Source organism: Pseudomonas sp. NPDC087029 (assembly GCF_044745345.1).
GTDB classification, from domain to species: domain Bacteria; phylum Pseudomonadota; class Gammaproteobacteria; order Pseudomonadales; family Pseudomonadaceae; genus Aquipseudomonas; species Aquipseudomonas faucium.
Genome location: NZ_JBIVAB010000005.1, coordinates 267,767 through 285,422 on the forward strand (window position 1 = coordinate 267,767; position 17,656 = coordinate 285,422).

General features: G+C 65.0%; 14 protein-coding genes. 12 read left to right on the plus strand and 2 right to left on the minus strand.

All coding sequences use genetic code 11. The features are described 5' to 3' along the window. Window positions 1-17: 17 nt before the first annotated feature. From rlmN to ACIPG5_RS11885, 10 genes are all read left to right on the plus strand, one after another. Window positions 18-1,163, plus strand: coding sequence for a 23S rRNA (adenine(2503)-C(2))-methyltransferase RlmN (rlmN, locus tag ACIPG5_RS11840; protein ID WP_401375114.1), 1,146 nt, complete (start codon window positions 18-20; stop codon window positions 1,161-1,163). A gap of 12 nt (window positions 1,164-1,175) precedes the next feature. Beyond that, the gene (pilW, locus tag ACIPG5_RS11845) at window positions 1,176-1,937 is read left to right on the plus strand and encodes a type IV pilus biogenesis/stability protein PilW (RefSeq protein WP_236237363.1); all 762 of its coding nucleotides are present in this window, start codon (window positions 1,176-1,178) and stop codon (window positions 1,935-1,937) included. Beyond that, window positions 1,934-2,944, plus strand: coding sequence for a RodZ domain-containing protein (locus ACIPG5_RS11850; protein WP_401375117.1), 1,011 nt, complete (start codon window positions 1,934-1,936; stop codon window positions 2,942-2,944). Before pilW ends, ACIPG5_RS11850 begins: the two co-directional genes overlap by 4 nt. Window positions 2,945-2,947: 3 nt before the next feature. Further along, window positions 2,948-4,057: a flavodoxin-dependent (E)-4-hydroxy-3-methylbut-2-enyl-diphosphate synthase gene (ispG, locus tag ACIPG5_RS11855; protein ID WP_008092556.1), complete on the plus strand. Its 1,110-nt coding sequence runs from the start codon at window positions 2,948-2,950 to the stop codon at window positions 4,055-4,057. A gap of 24 nt (window positions 4,058-4,081) precedes the next feature. Further along, window positions 4,082-5,371 carry a histidine--tRNA ligase gene (gene hisS, locus ACIPG5_RS11860; protein WP_176515344.1) on the plus strand — a complete coding sequence of 430 codons (1,290 nt, stop codon included), beginning with the start codon at window positions 4,082-4,084 and terminating at the stop codon, window positions 5,369-5,371. A 39-nt stretch (window positions 5,372-5,410) separates the two neighbouring features. Further along, the gene (locus tag ACIPG5_RS11865; RefSeq protein ID WP_176515346.1) at window positions 5,411-6,052 is read left to right on the plus strand and encodes a tetratricopeptide repeat protein; all 642 of its coding nucleotides are present in this window, start codon (window positions 5,411-5,413) and stop codon (window positions 6,050-6,052) included. Window position 6,053: 1 nt separating this feature from the next. After that, entirely contained in the window at window positions 6,054-7,196 is a 1,143-nt protein-coding gene (gene bamB, locus ACIPG5_RS11870; RefSeq protein ID WP_176515348.1) for an outer membrane protein assembly factor BamB, read from the plus strand. A 117-nt stretch (window positions 7,197-7,313) separates the two neighbouring features. Further along, window positions 7,314-8,777 carry a ribosome biogenesis GTPase Der gene (gene der, locus ACIPG5_RS11875; RefSeq protein WP_176515350.1) on the plus strand — a complete coding sequence of 488 codons (1,464 nt, stop codon included), beginning with the start codon at window positions 7,314-7,316 and terminating at the stop codon, window positions 8,775-8,777. A gap of 141 nt (window positions 8,778-8,918) precedes the next feature. Next, window positions 8,919-10,067: a pyridoxal phosphate-dependent aminotransferase gene (locus tag ACIPG5_RS11880; protein WP_401375123.1), complete on the plus strand. Its 1,149-nt coding sequence runs from the start codon at window positions 8,919-8,921 to the stop codon at window positions 10,065-10,067. After that, window positions 10,055-10,846, plus strand: coding sequence for an amidohydrolase (locus ACIPG5_RS11885; RefSeq protein WP_176515354.1), 792 nt, complete (start codon window positions 10,055-10,057; stop codon window positions 10,844-10,846). Before ACIPG5_RS11880 ends, ACIPG5_RS11885 begins: the two co-directional genes overlap by 13 nt. Window positions 10,847-10,978: 132 nt before the next feature. Here the strand turns inward: ACIPG5_RS11885 and ACIPG5_RS11890 are convergent, their stop codons facing one another. Next, window positions 10,979-13,534, minus strand: coding sequence for a PepSY domain-containing protein (locus ACIPG5_RS11890; protein ID WP_401375126.1), 2,556 nt, complete (start codon window positions 13,532-13,534; stop codon window positions 10,979-10,981). Between the two features lie 102 nt (window positions 13,535-13,636). Beyond that, window positions 13,637-15,940, minus strand: a complete 2,304-nt coding sequence (locus ACIPG5_RS11895; RefSeq protein WP_176515358.1) for a TonB-dependent siderophore receptor — start codon at window positions 15,938-15,940, stop codon at window positions 13,637-13,639. A 221-nt stretch (window positions 15,941-16,161) separates the two neighbouring features. Here ACIPG5_RS11895 and ACIPG5_RS11900 point away from each other — a divergent pair, with 221 nt between their 5' ends. Both ACIPG5_RS11900 and ACIPG5_RS11905 read left to right on the plus strand, forming a co-directional pair. Beyond that, on the plus strand, window positions 16,162-16,842 hold the full coding sequence (locus ACIPG5_RS11900) for a Fe2+-dependent dioxygenase (protein ID WP_401375129.1): 681 nt from the start codon (window positions 16,162-16,164) through the stop codon (window positions 16,840-16,842). A gap of 3 nt (window positions 16,843-16,845) precedes the next feature. After that, window positions 16,846-17,595, plus strand: coding sequence for a tetratricopeptide repeat protein (locus ACIPG5_RS11905; protein ID WP_401375132.1), 750 nt, complete (start codon window positions 16,846-16,848; stop codon window positions 17,593-17,595). Window positions 17,596-17,656 lie beyond the last annotated feature (61 nt).

Below are 17,656 nucleotides of genomic sequence, written 5' to 3' on the forward strand. Positions count from 1 at the left end.
AGGGTGAAGGTGAATCCATGACGACATCTACCGGCAAAATCAACCTGTTGGGGCTGACCCTGCAGGAAATGGAACAGTTCTTCGACTCGATCGGGGAGAAGCGCTTTCGCGCTGGCCAGGTGATGAAGTGGATTCACCATTTTGGCGTCGACGATTTCGCCGCCATGACCAATGTCGGCAAGGTCCTGCGTGAAAAGCTCGAGGCCGTTGCCGAGATTCGGGGCCCGGAAGTGGTCAGCGAAGACATTTCCGCTGACGGTACCCGCAAGTGGGTGGTCCGCGTTGCCTCCGGCAGCTGCGTCGAGACCGTCTACATCCCCACCGACGACCGCGGCACGCTCTGCGTCTCGTCGCAAGCCGGCTGCGCCCTGGACTGCAGTTTCTGCTCCACCGGCAAGCAAGGCTTCAACAGCAACCTCACCGCCGCCGAAGTGATCGGCCAGGTGTGGCTTGCCAACAAATCCTTCGGGACTGTCCCGGCCAAGATCGATCGCGCGATTACCAACGTGGTCATGATGGGCATGGGCGAGCCCCTGCTGAATTTCGACAATGTCATCGCCGCCATGAAGATCATGATGGAAGATCTCGGCTATGGCATTTCCAAGCGTCGCGTCACCCTGTCCACCTCGGGCGTGGTGCCGATGATCGACGAACTGGCCAAGCACATCGACGTGTCGCTGGCCCTGTCGCTGCACGCTCCGAACGACGAACTGCGTAACCAGCTGGTACCGATCAACAAGAAGTACCCGCTGAAGATGCTGCTGGAATCGTGCATGGGCTACATGTCGACCCTGGGTGGCAAGCGCGTGCTGACCATCGAGTACACCCTGCTCAAGGACGTCAACGACCAGCCCGAGCACGCCGCGCAGATGATCGAACTGCTGCGTGACGTGCCGTGCAAGATCAACCTGATCCCGTTCAACCCGTTCCCCCATTCGGGTTACGAGCGGCCTAGCAACAATGCTATCCGCCGCTTCCAGGACCTGCTGCACCACGGTGGCTTCAATGTCACCACCCGTACCACCCGCGGCGAAGACATCGACGCCGCCTGTGGTCAGCTGGTCGGCCAGGTCAACGACCGTACCCGCCGCAGCGAACGCTACATCGCAGTGCGCCAGCTCTCCGCAGACGCTGAGCCTTCAGACAACGCCGTGCGTCACTGAGGCCGGCCTGCCATGAGCCTGCGCGCCGCGCTGTCGATCCTCGCGCTTATGCTGCTGGCCGGCTGCGTGTCGGGCGGCGCGAGCGACCCCCTGGCCTCGCGCCAGGGCAGGGCAGAGGCGGGGCGGGCCTACGTGCAGCTCGGGCTGGGCTATTTGCAACAAGGTTTGACCGAACAGGCCAAGGCTCCTTTGGGCAAGGCGCTGGCCCTGGATGCCAGTGACGCCGATGCTCACGCGGCCCTGGCGCTGGTGTTCCAGGCCGAAGGCGAGGCCGCACTGGCCGAAGCCCAGTTCAAGCAGGCGCTTGCAGCGCGCCCCGGCGATACGCGAATTCGCAACAACTACGGCAGTTTCCTATATGCTCAGCAACGTTTTGCCGAAGCCGAGCAGATGTTTCGCCTGGCCAGCGCCGATAGCCTGTATCCTGAGCGCTCCCGGGTGTACGAGAACCTTGGCCTGACGGCGCTGAAGCTGGAAAATCGCGACCAGGCACACGCTTACCTGACCAAGGCCCTGCAGCTCAATCAGCGGCAGCCCAGGGCGTTGCTGGAAATGGCTGAGTTGTCCTACGAAAACAGGCATTATGTGCCGTCCCGGGACTACTACGATCGTTTCAGCCAGTTGAGCGATCACAGCGCCCGCAGCCTGCTGCTGGGCAGCCGTCTTGCTCGGGTGTTCGACGAGCAGGGCACACTGGCCGAGCTGGGCCAGCAATTACAACGACTTTATCCCGGTACGCCGGAATATCAGCAATACCTGTCGGAGCAACGATGAAAGCCGCGCATCCCGAAGTAGCAGCAGCGACTGGCCAGAACCCCGGTGAGCTGTTGCGCCAGGCCCGCGAGAAACGGGAGTGGTCGCAAGCCGAGGTGGCCCGCAAGCTCAACCTCACCATCAGTTCGCTGAACCATGTGGAAACCGGCGCCTTCGACAAGCTGCCAGGGCATACCTTCGCCCGTGGCTACATCCGCGCCTACGCCAAGCTCATGGACCTGGACCAGGCGCCCCTGGTCGAGGCCTTCGACCAGTACACCGGTACCCATGCCAAGGGCAGCGAAGTGCATTCGCTGGGCCGCATCGAAGAGCCGGTGCGCCTGTCGCACAACATCCTGCGTGGCGTCAGCCTGTTGCTGCTGGTCGCCGTGGTGGGTGGCAGCTTCATCTGGTGGCAGGACCAGGGCAGCCTGCGTGGCAAGGACCTGGCCAAGATCGCCCTGGAACACGTAGAAGTCGAGAGCGCCGACGGCACCACCCAGATCCACCCGCTGGACGAGCCTGAAGACCAGGCCGTCACCGCCAGCCAGCAGGCTGAGAGCGCACCGCTGCCCCTGGAGCAGGCCCCGGCCGAACCGGCTGGCCAGCCCGCCAGCGAAGCGGCGCCTGCCACCACTGCGCCGGCACCCGCTCAGCAAACCGCTGCAACACCGGCACCGGCCGTGCCCGCCACCCCTGCAACGCCAGCCACGCCAGCCGCCCCAGTGGCGCCGGTGGCCAGCGTGCCGGCAGTGGCCGCCGCCGAGCCCGCCACAGTACCGGCCGGCAGCGCCAAGGTCGCCATCCAGTTCGTCGCCGACTGCTGGACCCAGGTCACCGATGGCAACGGCAAGGTGCTGTTCAGCGCCATCAAGCGCAAGGGCGACAACCTGGAGCTGACCGGCAAGCCGCCGTTCGCGGTGCGCCTGGGCTTTGCCCGTGGCGCCCAGGTCAGCTACAACGGCCAGCCCGTCGATGTTGCCCCGTTCACCAGTGGCGAGACCGCTCGCCTGAAGTTGGGACAATAAGTCATGCACGGCGAATCTCCGATCAAACGTCGCGAATCCCGCAAAATCTGGGTCGGCAATGTGCCGGTGGGTGGTGATGCTCCCATCGCGGTGCAGAGCATGACCAACACCGACACCAACGACGTCGCCGCCACCGTGGCGCAGATCCAGCGCCTGGTCGATGCCGGCGTCGACATCGTGCGCGTCTCGGTACCTGACATGGACGCCGCCGAGGCGTTCGGCAAGATCAAGCAACTGGTCAGCGTGCCGCTGGTCGCCGACATCCATTTCGACTACAAGATCGCCTTGCGCGTGGCCGAACTGGGCGTCGATTGCCTGCGCATCAACCCGGGCAACATCGGCCGTGAAGACCGTGTGCGCGCGGTGGTCGATGCCGCCCGCGACCGCGGCATCCCGATCCGCATCGGCGTCAACGCCGGCTCCCTGGAAAAGGACCTGCAGAAGAAGTACGGCGAGCCGACCCCGGCCGCGCTGGTCGAGTCTGCCCTGCGTCACGTGGAGCACCTGGACCGCCTGGACTTCCAGGACTTCAAGGTCAGCGTCAAGGCCTCCGATGTGTTCATGGCCGTCGAGGCCTACCGCCTGCTGGCCAAGCAGATCATCCAGCCGCTGCACCTGGGCATCACCGAAGCCGGTGGCCTGCGTTCGGGCACGGTGAAATCCGCCGTCGGCCTCGGTATGCTGCTGGCCGAAGGCATTGGCGATACCATCCGCATCTCGCTGGCGGCCGACCCGGTCGAAGAAGTGAAGGTCGGCTACGACATCCTCAAGTCCCTGCACCTGCGTTCGCGTGGCATCAACTTCATCGCCTGCCCGAGCTGCTCGCGGCAGAACTTCGATGTGGTCAAGACCATGAACGAGCTGGAAGGGCGCCTGGAAGACCTGCTGGTGCCGCTGGACGTGGCGGTGATCGGTTGCGTGGTCAACGGCCCGGGTGAAGCCAAGGAGGCCCACGTGGGGCTGACCGGCGGCACGCCGAACCTGATCTACATCGACGGCAAGCCTGCGCAGAAGCTGACCAATGACAACCTGGTCGATGAGCTGGAAAAACTCATCCGCCAGAAAGCGGCCGAAAAGGTCGAGGCTGACGCGGCGCTGATCGCCCGCAGCTGACACACAGATTCGTAAGGACTTTTCGTGAGCAAATCGCTGCAAGCCATCCGTGGCATGAACGACATCCTGCCAGAGCAGTCGCCGCTGTGGCGCTACTTCGAAGGCACCGTCGCCGGCCTGCTGGACACCTATGGGTACAGCCAGATCCGCACGCCGATCGTCGAGTTCACCGAGCTGTTCAAGCGCTCCATTGGTGAAGTCACCGACATCGTCGAAAAAGAGATGTACACCTTCGAGGACCGCAACGGCGATTCGCTGACCCTGCGCCCCGAAGGCACCGCCGCTTGCGTGCGTGCCGTGCTCGAGCATGGCATCACCGGCAACGGCCAGGTGCAGAAGCTCTGGTACATCGGCCAGATGTTCCGCCACGAGCGCCCGCAGAAGGGCCGCTACCGCCAGTTCCACCAGATCGGCGTCGAAGTGTTCAACCTCGACGGCCCGGACATCGACGCCGAGCTGATCATGCTGACCTGGCGCCTGTGGGGCCTGCTGGGCATCCAGGACGCGGTCAAGCTCGAGCTCAACAGCCTGGGCACCAGCGAAGCGCGTGCCCGCTACCGTGACGCGCTGGTCGAATTCCTCTCGGCGCGCCTGGAGCAGCTCGACGAAGACAGCCAGCGCCGCCTCAAGAGCAACCCGCTGCGCATCCTCGACAGCAAGGACCAGGGCACCCAGGCGGTGCTGGTCGGCGCGCCGAAGCTGGAAGACTACCTGGACGAGGATTCGCGCGTGCACTTCGAGGGCCTCAAGGCACGCCTCGACGCCGCCGGTATTCCGTTCGTGATCAACACCAAGCTGGTGCGTGGCCTGGACTACTACAGCAAGACCGTATTCGAATGGGTCACCGACAAGCTCGGCGCCCAGGGCACGGTCTGCGCCGGTGGCCGTTACGATGGCCTGGTCGAGCAGATGGGCGGCAAGCCGACCACCGGCGTTGGCTTCGCCATGGGCATCGAGCGCCTGATCCTGCTGCTGGAGACCCTCGGCAAGGTGCCGGAGTCGATCAATCGCCAGATCGACGTCTACCTGTGCGCCTTCGGCGAGCAGGCGGAACTGGCTGGCCTGCGCCTGTCCGAAGGCCTGCGCGATCGCCTGCCGGGCTTGCGCCTGGCGGTCAACGCCGGCGGCGGCAGCTTCAAGAGCCAGTTCAAGAAAGCCGACAAGAGCGGGGCACTGTTCGCCCTGATTCTTGGCGACGACGAGCTGGCCAAGCAAGAGATCGGCGTGAAGCCCCTGCGTGGTCAGGGCGAACAACAGAACATTGCCTGGGATGCTCTGGCTGAGCACCTGGAAACCGCGATCGCACAGGCGTAACGCGGTTCAACAAGCGAATAGGCGAAAAGGAGTATTGGGGTGTCGAGTACCGATGATGATGACCTGGCAACGGTCAAGGACTGGTGGAACCGCAACGGCAAGCCGCTGCTGACCGGCGCGCTGCTGGCCGGCGTGGTGGTGCTGGGCTGGAACACCTGGCACAAGTACCAGAACAACCAGTCGCAAGGCGCCTCGCAGCTGTACCAGGCCCTGCTGGAAACCAGCCTGACCCCGAGCGGCCAGCCTGACGCGACCAAGGTCGCGGAACTGTCCGGCAAGCTCAAGAGCGAGTTCGGCGGTACGGCCTATGCCCAGTACGGCAGCCTGTTCGTGGCCAAGGTCGCGGTCGAGAGCGGCAAGCTCGACGACGCCGCTGCCGAGCTCAAGGCCGTGCTGGACAAGCCGGCCGACGTGACCCTGGGCGAAATCGCACGTCAGCGCCTGGCGCGCGTGCTGGCCGCCCAGAACAAGGCCGAAGATGCCCTGAAACTGCTCGACGGCGACGCCGACAAGGCGTTCCTGGCCAGCCGTGAAGAATTGAAGGGCGACCTGCTGGTGCAGCTGGGCCGCGCCGACGATGCCCACGGTGCATACGAAAAAGCCAAGGCTGCGCTGTCGGATGACGCTGCGGTCGGTGGCCTGCAACTGAAGCTGGATGATCTGGCCAAAGGGGACGCGTGACGTGATCGGTTGGAAACAAGCAGCAGTGCTGACCCTGGCCGTTCTGGCCGCAGGTTGCAGCAGCAACAGCAAGAAGGAACTGCCTCCGGCCGAGCTGACCAAGTTCACCGAAGAAGTGGTGCTGAAGAAGCAGTGGAGCCGTTCGATCGGTGACGGCCAGGGCGAAACCTACAACACCCTGGTACCGGCCATCGAGAACGACCGTATCTACGCCTCCGACGTCAACGGCGAAGTCTTCGCCCTCGACCGCATCACCGGTGACGTGGTGTGGAAGAAGGACCTGGACAAGCCGGTTTCCGGCGCGGTCGGTGTCGGCTATGGCCTGGTCATGCTCGGCACCCTCAAGGGTGAGGTGATCGCCCTGGACTCCAGCACCGGTGAAGAGCGCTGGAAAGCGCGCGTCACCAGCGAAGTGCTGGCGCCGCCTGCCAACAACGGTGACGTTGTGGTGGTGCAGACCCAGGACGACCGCCTGATCGGCCTGGATGCCGCCACTGGCGACCGCCGCTGGATCTACGAGAACACCCCGGCCGTGCTGACCCTGCGTGGCACCGGTGCACCGATTGCCACCAACCGCCTGGCCGTCGCCGGCCTGTCCACCGGCAAGGTGGTGGCAGTGGACATCAACAACGGCGTGCCGGTGTGGGAAAGCCGCGTGGCCATCCCGCAAGGCCGTTCCGAGCTGGACCGCGTGGTCGATATCGACGGCGGCCTGCTGCTGTCCGGTGGTACCCTGTACGTCAGCACCTACCAGGGCCGGGTCGCCGGCCTGGACCTGGAAAGCGGCCGCGTGCTGTGGCAGCGTGATGCCTCCAGCTACGTGGGTGTCGCCCAGGGCTTTGGCAACGTCTACGTCAGCGAAGCCTCGGGCACTGTGCAGAGCGTCGACGAACGCTCCTCCAGCGCCCTGTGGAGCAACGACTCGATGGCACGCCGCCAGTTGACCGCGCCGGAGGTGTACTCCAGCTATGTGGCAGTGGGTGATTTCGAGGGTTACCTGCACCTGCTCAGCCAGGTCGATGGCCGCTTCGTCGGCCGTGAACGTATCGACAGCGATGGCCTGCGTGCCCGGCCCCTGGTGGTCGGCGACACCATCTACGTCTTTGGCAACAGCGGCAAGCTCGAGGCACTGACCATCCGCTGAAGCTATGCTCAAGACCGCTAAGGGTCTTGAGTTGCGGCGTAGGACACGCCGCCCTAACTCCGGCCGCTGCCTTGCAGCGGCCTTTGCATTTTCAAGAATTCAAGAGTGGAGAGCCGCATGGTTCCCGTAATCGCCCTGGTGGGCCGGCCGAACGTCGGCAAATCCACCATGTTCAACCGCCTGACCAAGACCCGCGATGCCATCGTCGGTGACCTGTCGGGCCTGACCCGTGACCGCCAGTATGGTGATGCCAGCTGGCAGGGTCGTTCCTACATCCTGATCGACACCGGTGGTATCACCGGTGACGAAGTGGGCATGGACGAGAAGATGGCCGAGCAGTCGCTGATGGCCATCGAAGAAGCCGACTACGTGCTGTTCCTGGTCGATGCCCGCGCCGGCATGACCGCCGCCGACCAGATGATTGCCGAGCACCTGCGCAAGCGCAACAAGTCGGCCATCCTGGTCGCCAACAAGATCGACAACATCGACGCCGACGTCGCCCGCGCCGAGTTCTCGCCGCTGGGCATGGGCAACGCCATTCCGGTGGCAGGCTCGCAGGGCCGCGGCATCAACCAGCTGATGGAGTCGGTACTGGGCCATATCCCTCGCGATGCCGAGGAAGAAGCCCTGGACCAGGACGTCGCCGAAGGCGAGGAAGCGGTGCGCATCCCGGGCCCGAGCGAAAAGGATGGCATCAAGATCGCCATCATCGGCCGCCCCAACGTCGGCAAGTCGACCCTGGTCAACCGCATGCTCGGCGAAGAGCGCGTGGTGGTCTACGACCAGCCGGGCACCACCCGCGACAGTATCTACATCCCGTTCGAGCGCGATGACGAGAAGTACACCTTCATCGACACCGCCGGCGTGCGCAAGCGCGGCAAGATCCACGAGGAAGTCGAAAAGTTCTCGGTGGTGAAGACCTTGCAGGCGATCAAGGACGCCAACGTGGTGATCTTCGTCATGGACGCCCGCGAAGGTGTGGTCGACCACGACCTCAACCTGCTGGGCTTCGCCCTCGAAGCCGGCCGTGCCATCGTCATCGCCCTGAACAAGTGGGATGGCATGGAGCCGGGTGAGCGCGACTACGTGAAGACCGAGCTGGAGCGCCGGCTGTTCTTCGTCGACTTCGCCGACATCCACTTCATTTCGGCGCTGCACGGCACCGGCGTGGGCCACCTGTACAAGTCGGTGCAGGCCGCGTTCAAGTCGGCGGTCACCCGCTGGCCGACCAGCCGCCTGACGCAGATCCTCGAAGATGCGGTCAGCGAACACCAGCCGCCGCTGGTCAACGGCCGTCGCATCAAGCTGCGCTATGCCCACCTCGGTGGTGCCAACCCGCCGCTGATCGTGATCCACGGCAACCAGACCGAGAAGATCCCCAAGTCGTACTCGCGCTACCTGGAAAACACCTACCGTCGCGTGCTCAAGCTGGTCGGTACGCCGATCCGCATCGAGTACAAGGGTGGCGAAAACCCTTACGAGGGCAAGAAGAACACCCTCACCGACCGCCAGGTCAACAAGAAGCGCCGCTTGATGTCGCACCACAAGAAGGCCGAGAAGAAGCGCCGCGACAAGCGCTGACCTTGGCATGGGGCCGCCAAGCGGCCCCAGCTTCCTTGACCCACCGCAATCCCCCTATTGTTTCAACCTTTTTCCTGACTGCTTGATCCGCTATGCTCGGTCTCTACCCCGTGCCGGACAAACCCCAGGAAAGAGGGCTCCATGATCCGCAGCAAACTGCCGAATGTCGGCACGACCATCTTCACCACCATGTCCCAGCTTGCCGTGCAAACCGGCGCGCTCAACCTCTCCCAGGGTTTCCCCGACTTCAATGGCCCGCAGGCTTTGCTCGATGCGGTCGGCCGCCATGTGGCCGCCGGGCATAACCAGTACGCGCCAATGACCGGCCTGCCGGCCCTGCGCCAGCAGGTGTCGGCGAAGGTCGAGCGGCTGTATGGCGCCAAGGTCGATGCCGACCAGGAAGTGACCATCACCCCCGGTGCCACCGAGGCGATCTTCTGCGCCATCCAGGCGGTCATCCATGCCGGCGACGAAGTGATCGTCTTCGACCCCTGCTACGACAGCTACGAGCCCTCGGTGGAGCTGGCCGGTGGCCGTTGCGTGCACGTGCAGCTGCGCGACGGCGATTTTCGCATCGACTGGCAGAAGTTCAGCGAGGCCCTGAGCCCGCGCACGCGCATGGTCATCCTCAATTCGCCGCACAACCCCAGCGGCGCGCTGATCAGCCGTGACGACCTCGACCAGCTGGCGCGGCTGATCGCCGAGCGCGACATCTACCTGATCAGCGACGAGGTCTACGAGCACCTGGTCTTCGATGGCGTGCAGCACGCCAGCGTGCTGGCCCACGCCGAGCTCTACGCCCGCGCCTTCGTGGTCAGCTCGTTCGGCAAGACCTACCACGTGACCGGCTGGAAAACCGGCTACGTGATCGCCCCACCGGCCTTGAGCGCGGAACTGCGCAAGGTGCACCAGTACGTCAACTTCTGCGGCGTCACGCCGCTGCAGTGCGCGCTGGCCGATTTCATGGCCGAACACCCGCAGCACCTCGATGAGCTGCCGGGCTTCTACCAGGCCAAGCGCGACCTGTTCTGCGACCTGCTCGCAGGCTCGCGTTTCAGTTTCACCCGTACCGCCGGTACCTACTTCCAGCTGGTGGACTACTCGCAGATCCGCCCGGACCTGAACGACGTCGACATGGCCCTGTGGCTGACCCGCGAGCACGGCGTGGCGACCATTCCGGTGTCGGTGTTCTACCAGCAACCCATCCCCGAGCAACGCCTGGTGCGCCTGTGCTTTGCCAAACGTGAGGAGACGCTGCGCCAGGCAGCGGAAAAACTATGCGCGATCTGAGTGCACTGCCCAACCTGAAAATCGCCCTGATCCAGACCACCCTGGCCTGGCATGACCGCGAGGCCAACTACGCGCACTTCGAGGTGCTGCTGGAGCAGGCCGGCGACGTCGACCTGGTGATCCTGCCGGAGATGTTCACCACCGGTTTTTCCATGGAGTCGGAGCGCCTGGCCGAGCCCGAGAACGGCCCGACCTACAAATGGCTCAAGGCCCAGGCCAAGCGGATCGATGCGGTGATCACCGGCAGCGTGATCGTCCAGGCCGCCGACGGCAGCCACCGCAACCGCCTGCTGTGGGCGCGCCCGGACGGCGAGATCCTGCACTACGACAAACGCCACCTGTTCCGCATGGCCGGCGAGCACAAGCACTACACCCCGGGCGAGCGCCAGGTGCAGTTCGAGATCAAAGGCTGGCGCGTGCGCCCGCTGATTTGCTACGACCTGCGCTTCCCGGTGTGGAGCCGTGATGCCCAGGACACCGACCTGCTGCTGTACACCGCCAACTGGCCAGCGGCGCGGCGCCAGCACTGGAACCGCCTGCTGCCGGCGCGGGGCATCGAGAACCTGTGCTATGTGGCGGCGGTGAACCGGGTGGGCACCGATGGCAAGGGCTTTGCCTATTCCGGCGACAGCCAGGTGCTGGACTTCCAGGGTGAGAGCCTGCTCAGCGCCGGCGAGGCGGACGGTGTGTTCACGGCGGTGCTGAGCGCGGCGGAGCTGGCGGCGTATCGCACCCGCTTCCCGGCCAACCTGGATGCCGATACCTTCGAGCTGCACTGAGCGCTGATGTGTAGGAGCGGCCTTGTGTCGCGAAAGGGCCGCAGAGCGGCCCCAAGATCAGGTGGTACCACAGAGATTGCTGGGGCCGCTTAGCGGCCCTTTCGCGACACAAGGCCGCTCCTACAAGTTCGATCAGTACACATCCCGGCGATACCGCCCATCTTCGATCAGCTGCTCGACCGCTTCATCCCCAAGCATGCCCTTGAGCGCCGCATCCACCCCCGCCGCCATCCCTTGCAGGCTGCCGCAGACATACACACAGGCACCCTCGGCAACCCAGCGCTTGAACACCTCGGCCTGTTGCAGCAACACATCCTGCACATACACCTTCTCGGCCTGATCCCGCGAAAACGCCAGGTCCAGCCGCGCCAGGTCGCCGTTTTGCAGCCAGCCCTGCAGCTCATCGCCACACAGCAGGTCATGCGCCCGGTTGCGCTCGCCGAACAGCAGCCAGTTGCGCTGCTCGCCGGCGCTGATCCGCGCCTTGAGCAAGCTGCGCAGCCCCGCAAGGCCGGTGCCGTTGCCGATCAGGATCAGCGGCGCCGCCACCTCCGGCAAGTGGAACGCGCTGTTGCGGCGCAGGCGCAGGCTCAGCGTGCCGCCAAGCGGCAGGTATTCGGTCAGCCAGCCAGAACCCAGGCCCAGGTTGCCGTCGCTGTGACGCTCCTGGCGCACGATCAGCTCCAGCACGCCATCGCGGGCGATCGAGGCGATGGAGTATTCACGGCTGCCGATCGGCACCAGCGCATCCACCAGCGCTTGCGGGTGCAAGCCGATCAGGTGGTCACGGCGGGTGGGTAACTGGCGGCCGGCCAGGGCCTGGGCGAGGGTTTCCTGCAGGCCGTCGAGCTGCACCAGGGTGCTGGCATCCAGCGCCATGCCGCTGAGGAAGGTTTCGATCCGTGGCTGGCCATTGAGCGGCAGGATGTCGACCAGGTCACCGGCTTGCCAGCTGGCAGCTTGCTGGGCGCGCAGCCCGAGCAGGTACACCGGTTGGCCCTGGCTGCCTGGGTTGAGCAGCTCGCGGCGCTCCAGGCTCCAGTTGCCGTAGCTGGGCGCCTGCCAGGCGGCGACCGGCTGCGCGCCGGTCAGCTGTGCCAGCGATTGCTGCCACTGCTGCAGGGCCGAAGGGTCGGCATTGTCGACTTCCACCGGGCTGAATGCGCTGCTGGCGCCGCGTTCGCCCAGCCACGCCTGCAGGCGCCGGGCGAAACCGCAGAAGTGCGGGTACTGGCGGTCGCCCAGGGCCAGCACGGCGTAGCTGAGCTCGTTCAGCGCCCAGGGCTGGCCCAGCACCTTGCGCTCGAAGGCGCGTGCGCTGTCGGGCGCCTCGCCGTCGCCGAAGGTGCTGACCACGAACAGCGCGCGGCGTGCCTTGCGCAAATCATCCTCGCCCAGCTCGGCCAGGGCACGCACTTGCACCGGCAGGCCGGCGGCCTGCAATTGCCCGGCGCTCTGCCAGGCCAGTTGCTCGGCAAAACCACTTTGGCTGGCGAAGCCGATCAGCCAGCTACCGGCGCCGGCATCGGTGTTGGCGACGTTGCCACGGGCGGCCCGCACCTGGCGCTTCTTGCGCCGGCGGTCGAGGTACAGCAACCAGCCGGTGACGAAGAACAGCGGCATGGTCAGGCTGGCGAGCGTGACGATGATGCGCCCCGGCAGGCCGAAGTACTCGCCGACATGCAGGGCGTAGACGCTCTGCAGCAGCTGCGCCTTGAACGACTTGTCGAGGTAGCGGTCATGGCTTTTCACCTGGCCGGTAGCCGGGTCGAGCACCAGGGTATTGAAGGCGCGCGGGTGCGCGGCGCTGTCTTGCAGGTAGAACAGGTTGGCCGGCTGGCCGCCCGCGGGTGGCAAGCGCAGGTTGTAGGTGGCAAGGCTCGGGCCTGCTGCGGCCTTGAGGTTGGCCCAGATGGCGTCGTAGTCGACTACCAGCGGCGCTGCGTTCTTGTCGACCTTCTGCGGTCCGTGGCGGCCACGGCCTTCGCCGCGTTTTTGCTGCTGCCCGGCGGCAGGCGCATCACCCAGCAGGCGGTTCAGGCCTTCGCGGTACCACTCGTAGGACCAGAACAGCCCGGTCAGGGCGAACAGCAGGTAGAACAGCAGGCACCAGGTGCCGAACACCGCGTGCAGGTCCCAATTGAAGGCGCGGCCTTTCTTGGCCCAGTCCAGGGTCAACCAGGTGCGCCAGTTCAGCGCCTTGCGCGGCCAGCGCAGGTACAGCCCGGACAGGCAGAAGAAGATCAGCATCAAGGTGCAGGCGCCGGTGATCTGCCGGCCGGTGTCGCCCATGGCCAGGAAGCGGTGCAGCTCGAGCATAAGGTTGAAGAAACCTTGCCCGGCCACTTCGCCCTTGAGTTCGCCGGTGTACGGGTCGGCATAGCGCAATGCGCCACGCCGCTCGCCTGGGGCAGGGGTGAAGAAGATGCGCGCGGCATTGCCTTCGCGAACATCGACCCACAGCATCGAGATCTTGTCGCCTTGCTCGGCCTCGACCCGGCGCACCAGCTCGGCCGGCGGCAGCACGCCCTCTGCGCGCACCTCGACCTTCAGCACGTCGGCGTTGAACGCGCGCAGCAGTTCTTCCTGGAACGAGTACAGCGCCCCGGTAATGCCCATCAAGGCCAGCACCAGCCCAGCGGTGATGCCAAAGAACCAGTGCAATTGGAACAGCGTCTTCTTCACCACATCGATCACCTTGTGTTGCTGGGGCCTGTTGCGCGGGGTGCATTATGCCTTGGTACGCAAAAGCCCCGCTCATGGGAATGAACGGGGCTTGGGGGTGCTGCTTTAGAAGTGGACTGCGGTGGTCAGCAGGGTGGTCCGCCCGGCCGCCTGGTTGGCGAAGTGGGTGGAGAATGCCTTGTCGTAGTACACCTCGTTGGTCAGGTTCTGCACGTTCAGCTGCAGGTCGACGTTCTTGGTCAGCTTGTAGGCGGCCATGGCGTCGTAGCGCACGTAGCTGTCGACCATGGTGGTGTTGGCCACGCTGCCATACACGTCATCCACGTAGAACGCGCCGCCACCGATGGTCAGCTTCGGCGTGACCGAGTAGGTGGTCCATAGGCTGGCGCTGTTGTTCGGGGTGTTCGGCAGCTGGTTGCCGTCGTTGACCTTGCCCAATGCGCCGCCATCGATCTGGCGCGCTTCCATGTAGGTGTAGCCGGCGAACACTTGCCACTTGTCGGTCAGCTTGCCGCTGGCCGACAGCTCGATGCCCTGCACGCGGGTTTCGCCGACGTTTTCGTAGGTGGTGGTGTCGACCTGGACGCGGGCGTTTTCCTTCTCGGTGCGGAACAACGCGGCGGCCAGGGACAGGCGCTGGTCGAGCAGGTCCCACTTGGTGCCGATTTCGTAGTTGGTGGTTTCTTCCGGCTCCATGTCGCTGTTCAGCAGGTTGCCACCGCGGTCGGTAGTGTTGCCCAGCGGGTTGCCTTCCATGCCTTCGCCCAGCAGCGCGCCCGGTGGCGTCGCGGAAGTAGCGTAGGAGACGTAGATGCTGCCGTTCTCGGCCGGTTTCCACACCAGGCCCAGCTGGCCGGTGACGAACTCGCTGGTGTCCTTGCCCTTGGAGGCGACACCCTTGGTGTTCACCACGGTGGCGCCGGAGGCATCGTAGCCACGGTACTGGGTGTCGAAGTGGTCGTAGCGCAGGCCCATGTTCAGCAGCCAGTCCGGCGACAGCTCGAGGGTGTCGAACACGTAGATGGCGCGGGTGTTGCTCTTGGTGTCGGTGCCGGCGTAGTTGCGCGAGATCGCGCCGTTCCACGGGTCGTCCGGATTCGGGTTGCCCAGCGAGGTGCAGTTGTAGCCGCTGTTGGCGCCGATCAAGCTCGGGTTGCACGTCGTGGCGGTCGAGCCATGGGTGTTGGTGTCGACGTTGTACGTCGAACGCTTGCTTTCTTCACGGCTCAGCTCGATGCCGGTGGAGAAGCTGTTCTTGAACCCGCCCAGGTAGAAGTCGCCGAACAGGTCGGTCTGGTTGGTGGTGGTGGCGGTGTTGCCCACGCGGGTGTTGGCGCGGCGCCAGACGCTGCCATTGTTGACGTTGCCCTTGCTGTCGTCGGGCTGGGTCAGGATGTAGTCCTGCATGCTGTTGCCGTGGCGCAGGGTGTTCTTGATGGTCAGCGAGTCGGTCAGGTCGTGCTCGATGGCGAAGGTGGCGATGTCGACGCGGCTCTTGCGGAAGTCGCGGCCGGTCAGGCCATAGAAGTTGTCGCTGTCGCCGCCGTCGTCGGGCTTGCTCGGGTGCGCCGAGGTGCGTGCGCCGCTGCCGGCCGTCGGGATGCTGTACGGGATGCCGGAATCGGGCAGGTCGTCGCTTTCCAGGTGGTAGTAGTCGAGGTTGACGCGGGTCGGCGTGCCGAGGCCGAAGGCCAGGGACGGGGCGATACCCCAGCGGTCGTAGTTGACCTTGTCACGGCCGGCGACGTTGCTGTCGTGGGTCATCAGGTTGAGGCGGCCAGCCACGGTGTCGCTGAACTGGTAGTTGCCATCGAAGGTGTAGCGCTGGGTCTGGTCGCTGCCCCAGGTCCAGGCGCCGTCCAGCGAGTTGCCCAGGTGGGCGCGCTTGCTCACCAGGTTGATGGTGCCGCCGGCGGCGCCACGGCCACCGATGGCCGAGTTCGGGCCCTTGGCCACTTCCACCGATTCGATGGCGAAGATTTCGCGGGTTTGCGCGCCGGTGTCGCGCACGCCGTCCAGGTAGGTGTCACCCTGGGCATCGAAGCCGCGGATGAACGGGCGGTCGCCTTGCGGGTTGCCGCCTTCGCCGGCACCGAAGGTGATGCCTGGCACGGTGCGCAGGGCATCCTGCAGGGTCAGGGCGTTGGTGTCCTTGATCACTTGCTGCGGGATCACGGTGATCGAGCGCGGGGTGTCCACCAGTGGTGCGGTGTACTTCTGCGAGGAAGCCTTCTCGACCTTGTAGTCGGTGCTGGCTTGTTCAGCCTTGCCGTTGACGCTGGTGGCGTCGAGGGTGATGGCGCTGCTGGCGGCAGGGTCGGCGGCATAGACGCTGGATGCGCTAAGGGCGACGCCGATGGCGGACACGATCAGGCGTGGTGAACTGACTGCAGATGGTACGTTTCGCATTGTTATGGACCTTCCCCAAGGTGTGAAGGCCGCGGATCATAGTGTAAGCGATTGTAACTAGCAATTGAGAGTCGTTACCATTCGCTAGGAATTTACAATCTTTACAAATTCGCTTTACGGTTTACTTGAGCTGAAACGTCTTAAGCGGCGAAAGGGCTTGTGCGGCGTAAAAGTGAATCAATATCATTGGCGCCTTTACACTTTCTGACGGTGCCGTCGCCATGCTGCTTCACATTCCCGGTTTGTTCGACCGCGACGAGCTCGCGCGTATTCGCGAGGCCCTGGAGCAAGCCGACTGGGCAGACGGCAAGGTCACCGCCGGCTACCAGTCGGCCAAGGCCAAGCACAACCTGCAGTTGCCGGAGGGCCATGCGCTGGCCAAGGAAATCGGCAGCGCGCTGATCGACCGGCTGTGGCAGACGCCACGCTTCATGTCGGCAGCGCTGCCGCACAAGGTGTTCCCGCCGCTGATCAACTGCTACCGCGAAGGGGGCAACTTCGGCTTCCATATCGACAACGCCCTGCGCCAGCCCAAGGGCAGCCCGGAGCGGGTGCGCACCGACCTGTCCTCGACCTTGTTCCTCAGCGAGCCGGACAGCTACGACGGCGGCGAACTGGTGATCCAGGACACTTATGGCACGCAGCAAATCAAGCTGGCTGCCGGCGACCTGGTGCTGTACCCCGGCACCAGCCTGCACAAGGTCAACCCGGTGACCCGCGGCGTGCGTTATGCCGCGTTCTTCTGGACCCAGAGCCTGGTGCGCGAGGACAGCCAGCGGGCGCTGCTGTTCGAGATGGACAATGCCATCCAGCAACTGACTGCCGATGTGCCGGAGCACCCCTCGCTGCTGCAGCTGACCGGCACCTACCATAACCTGCTGCGCCGCTGGGCCGAGGTCTGAGACGTGTCCTATCAGTTGCGGCGTGAAGACGTGGTGGATGTGGCCGGCCTCAAGGCCATGCTCGAACACAGCCCCGGCCAGGCGGCCCAGGCGATCCTGGCGGCGGCCGGGGAGGGCGTGGTCGAGGCGCAACTGCTGCTTGGGCAGATCCTGCTCGATGGGCGTGGCATCGAAGCCGATGAGGCGGTGGCCCGGCGCTGGTTCGGCATCGCCGCCCAGGGCGGCAGTGCCATGGCCCACAACATGCTCGGCCGTTGCCTGGAGCATGCCTGGGGCGGCGCTCAGGACTGGTCGCAGGCGGCCATCCATTATGCGCGTGCGGCCGATGCCGGCCTGGACTGGGGCCTTTACAACCTGGGCAACCTGCTGGCCACCGGGCGTGGTGTGCCGGCCAACCAGGCCCAGGCCTTGCTCTGCTACGAGAAGGCCGCGCAGATGGGCCATGCCAAGTCGATGAACCTGTATGGGCGGTACCTGGAGCAGGGCATCGCCACTGCGCCGAGCCCTGTGAGGGCGGTGCGCTGGTATCGGCGCTCGGCCGAGGCGGGGGATTTTCGCGGGATGTTCAGCCTGGCGCTGGTGCTGGTCGAGCGTGGGGAAATGGCCGACGCGGGGGCTTGGCTGGAGCGGGCGCGGGTCGAGGGGAATCTGAATTTCCTGCGCAGTGCGTTGGTGACGTTGCAGGGGGCAGGGCCGATGTTGATGGCCTTTGCGGCGCGGTATGCCGAAGAGTTGGAAGCACGCGGAATTTGAGCTTGCCTGTACCGGCCCTATCGCCGGCAAGCCGGCTCCCACAGGCTCTCTACTGAACCTG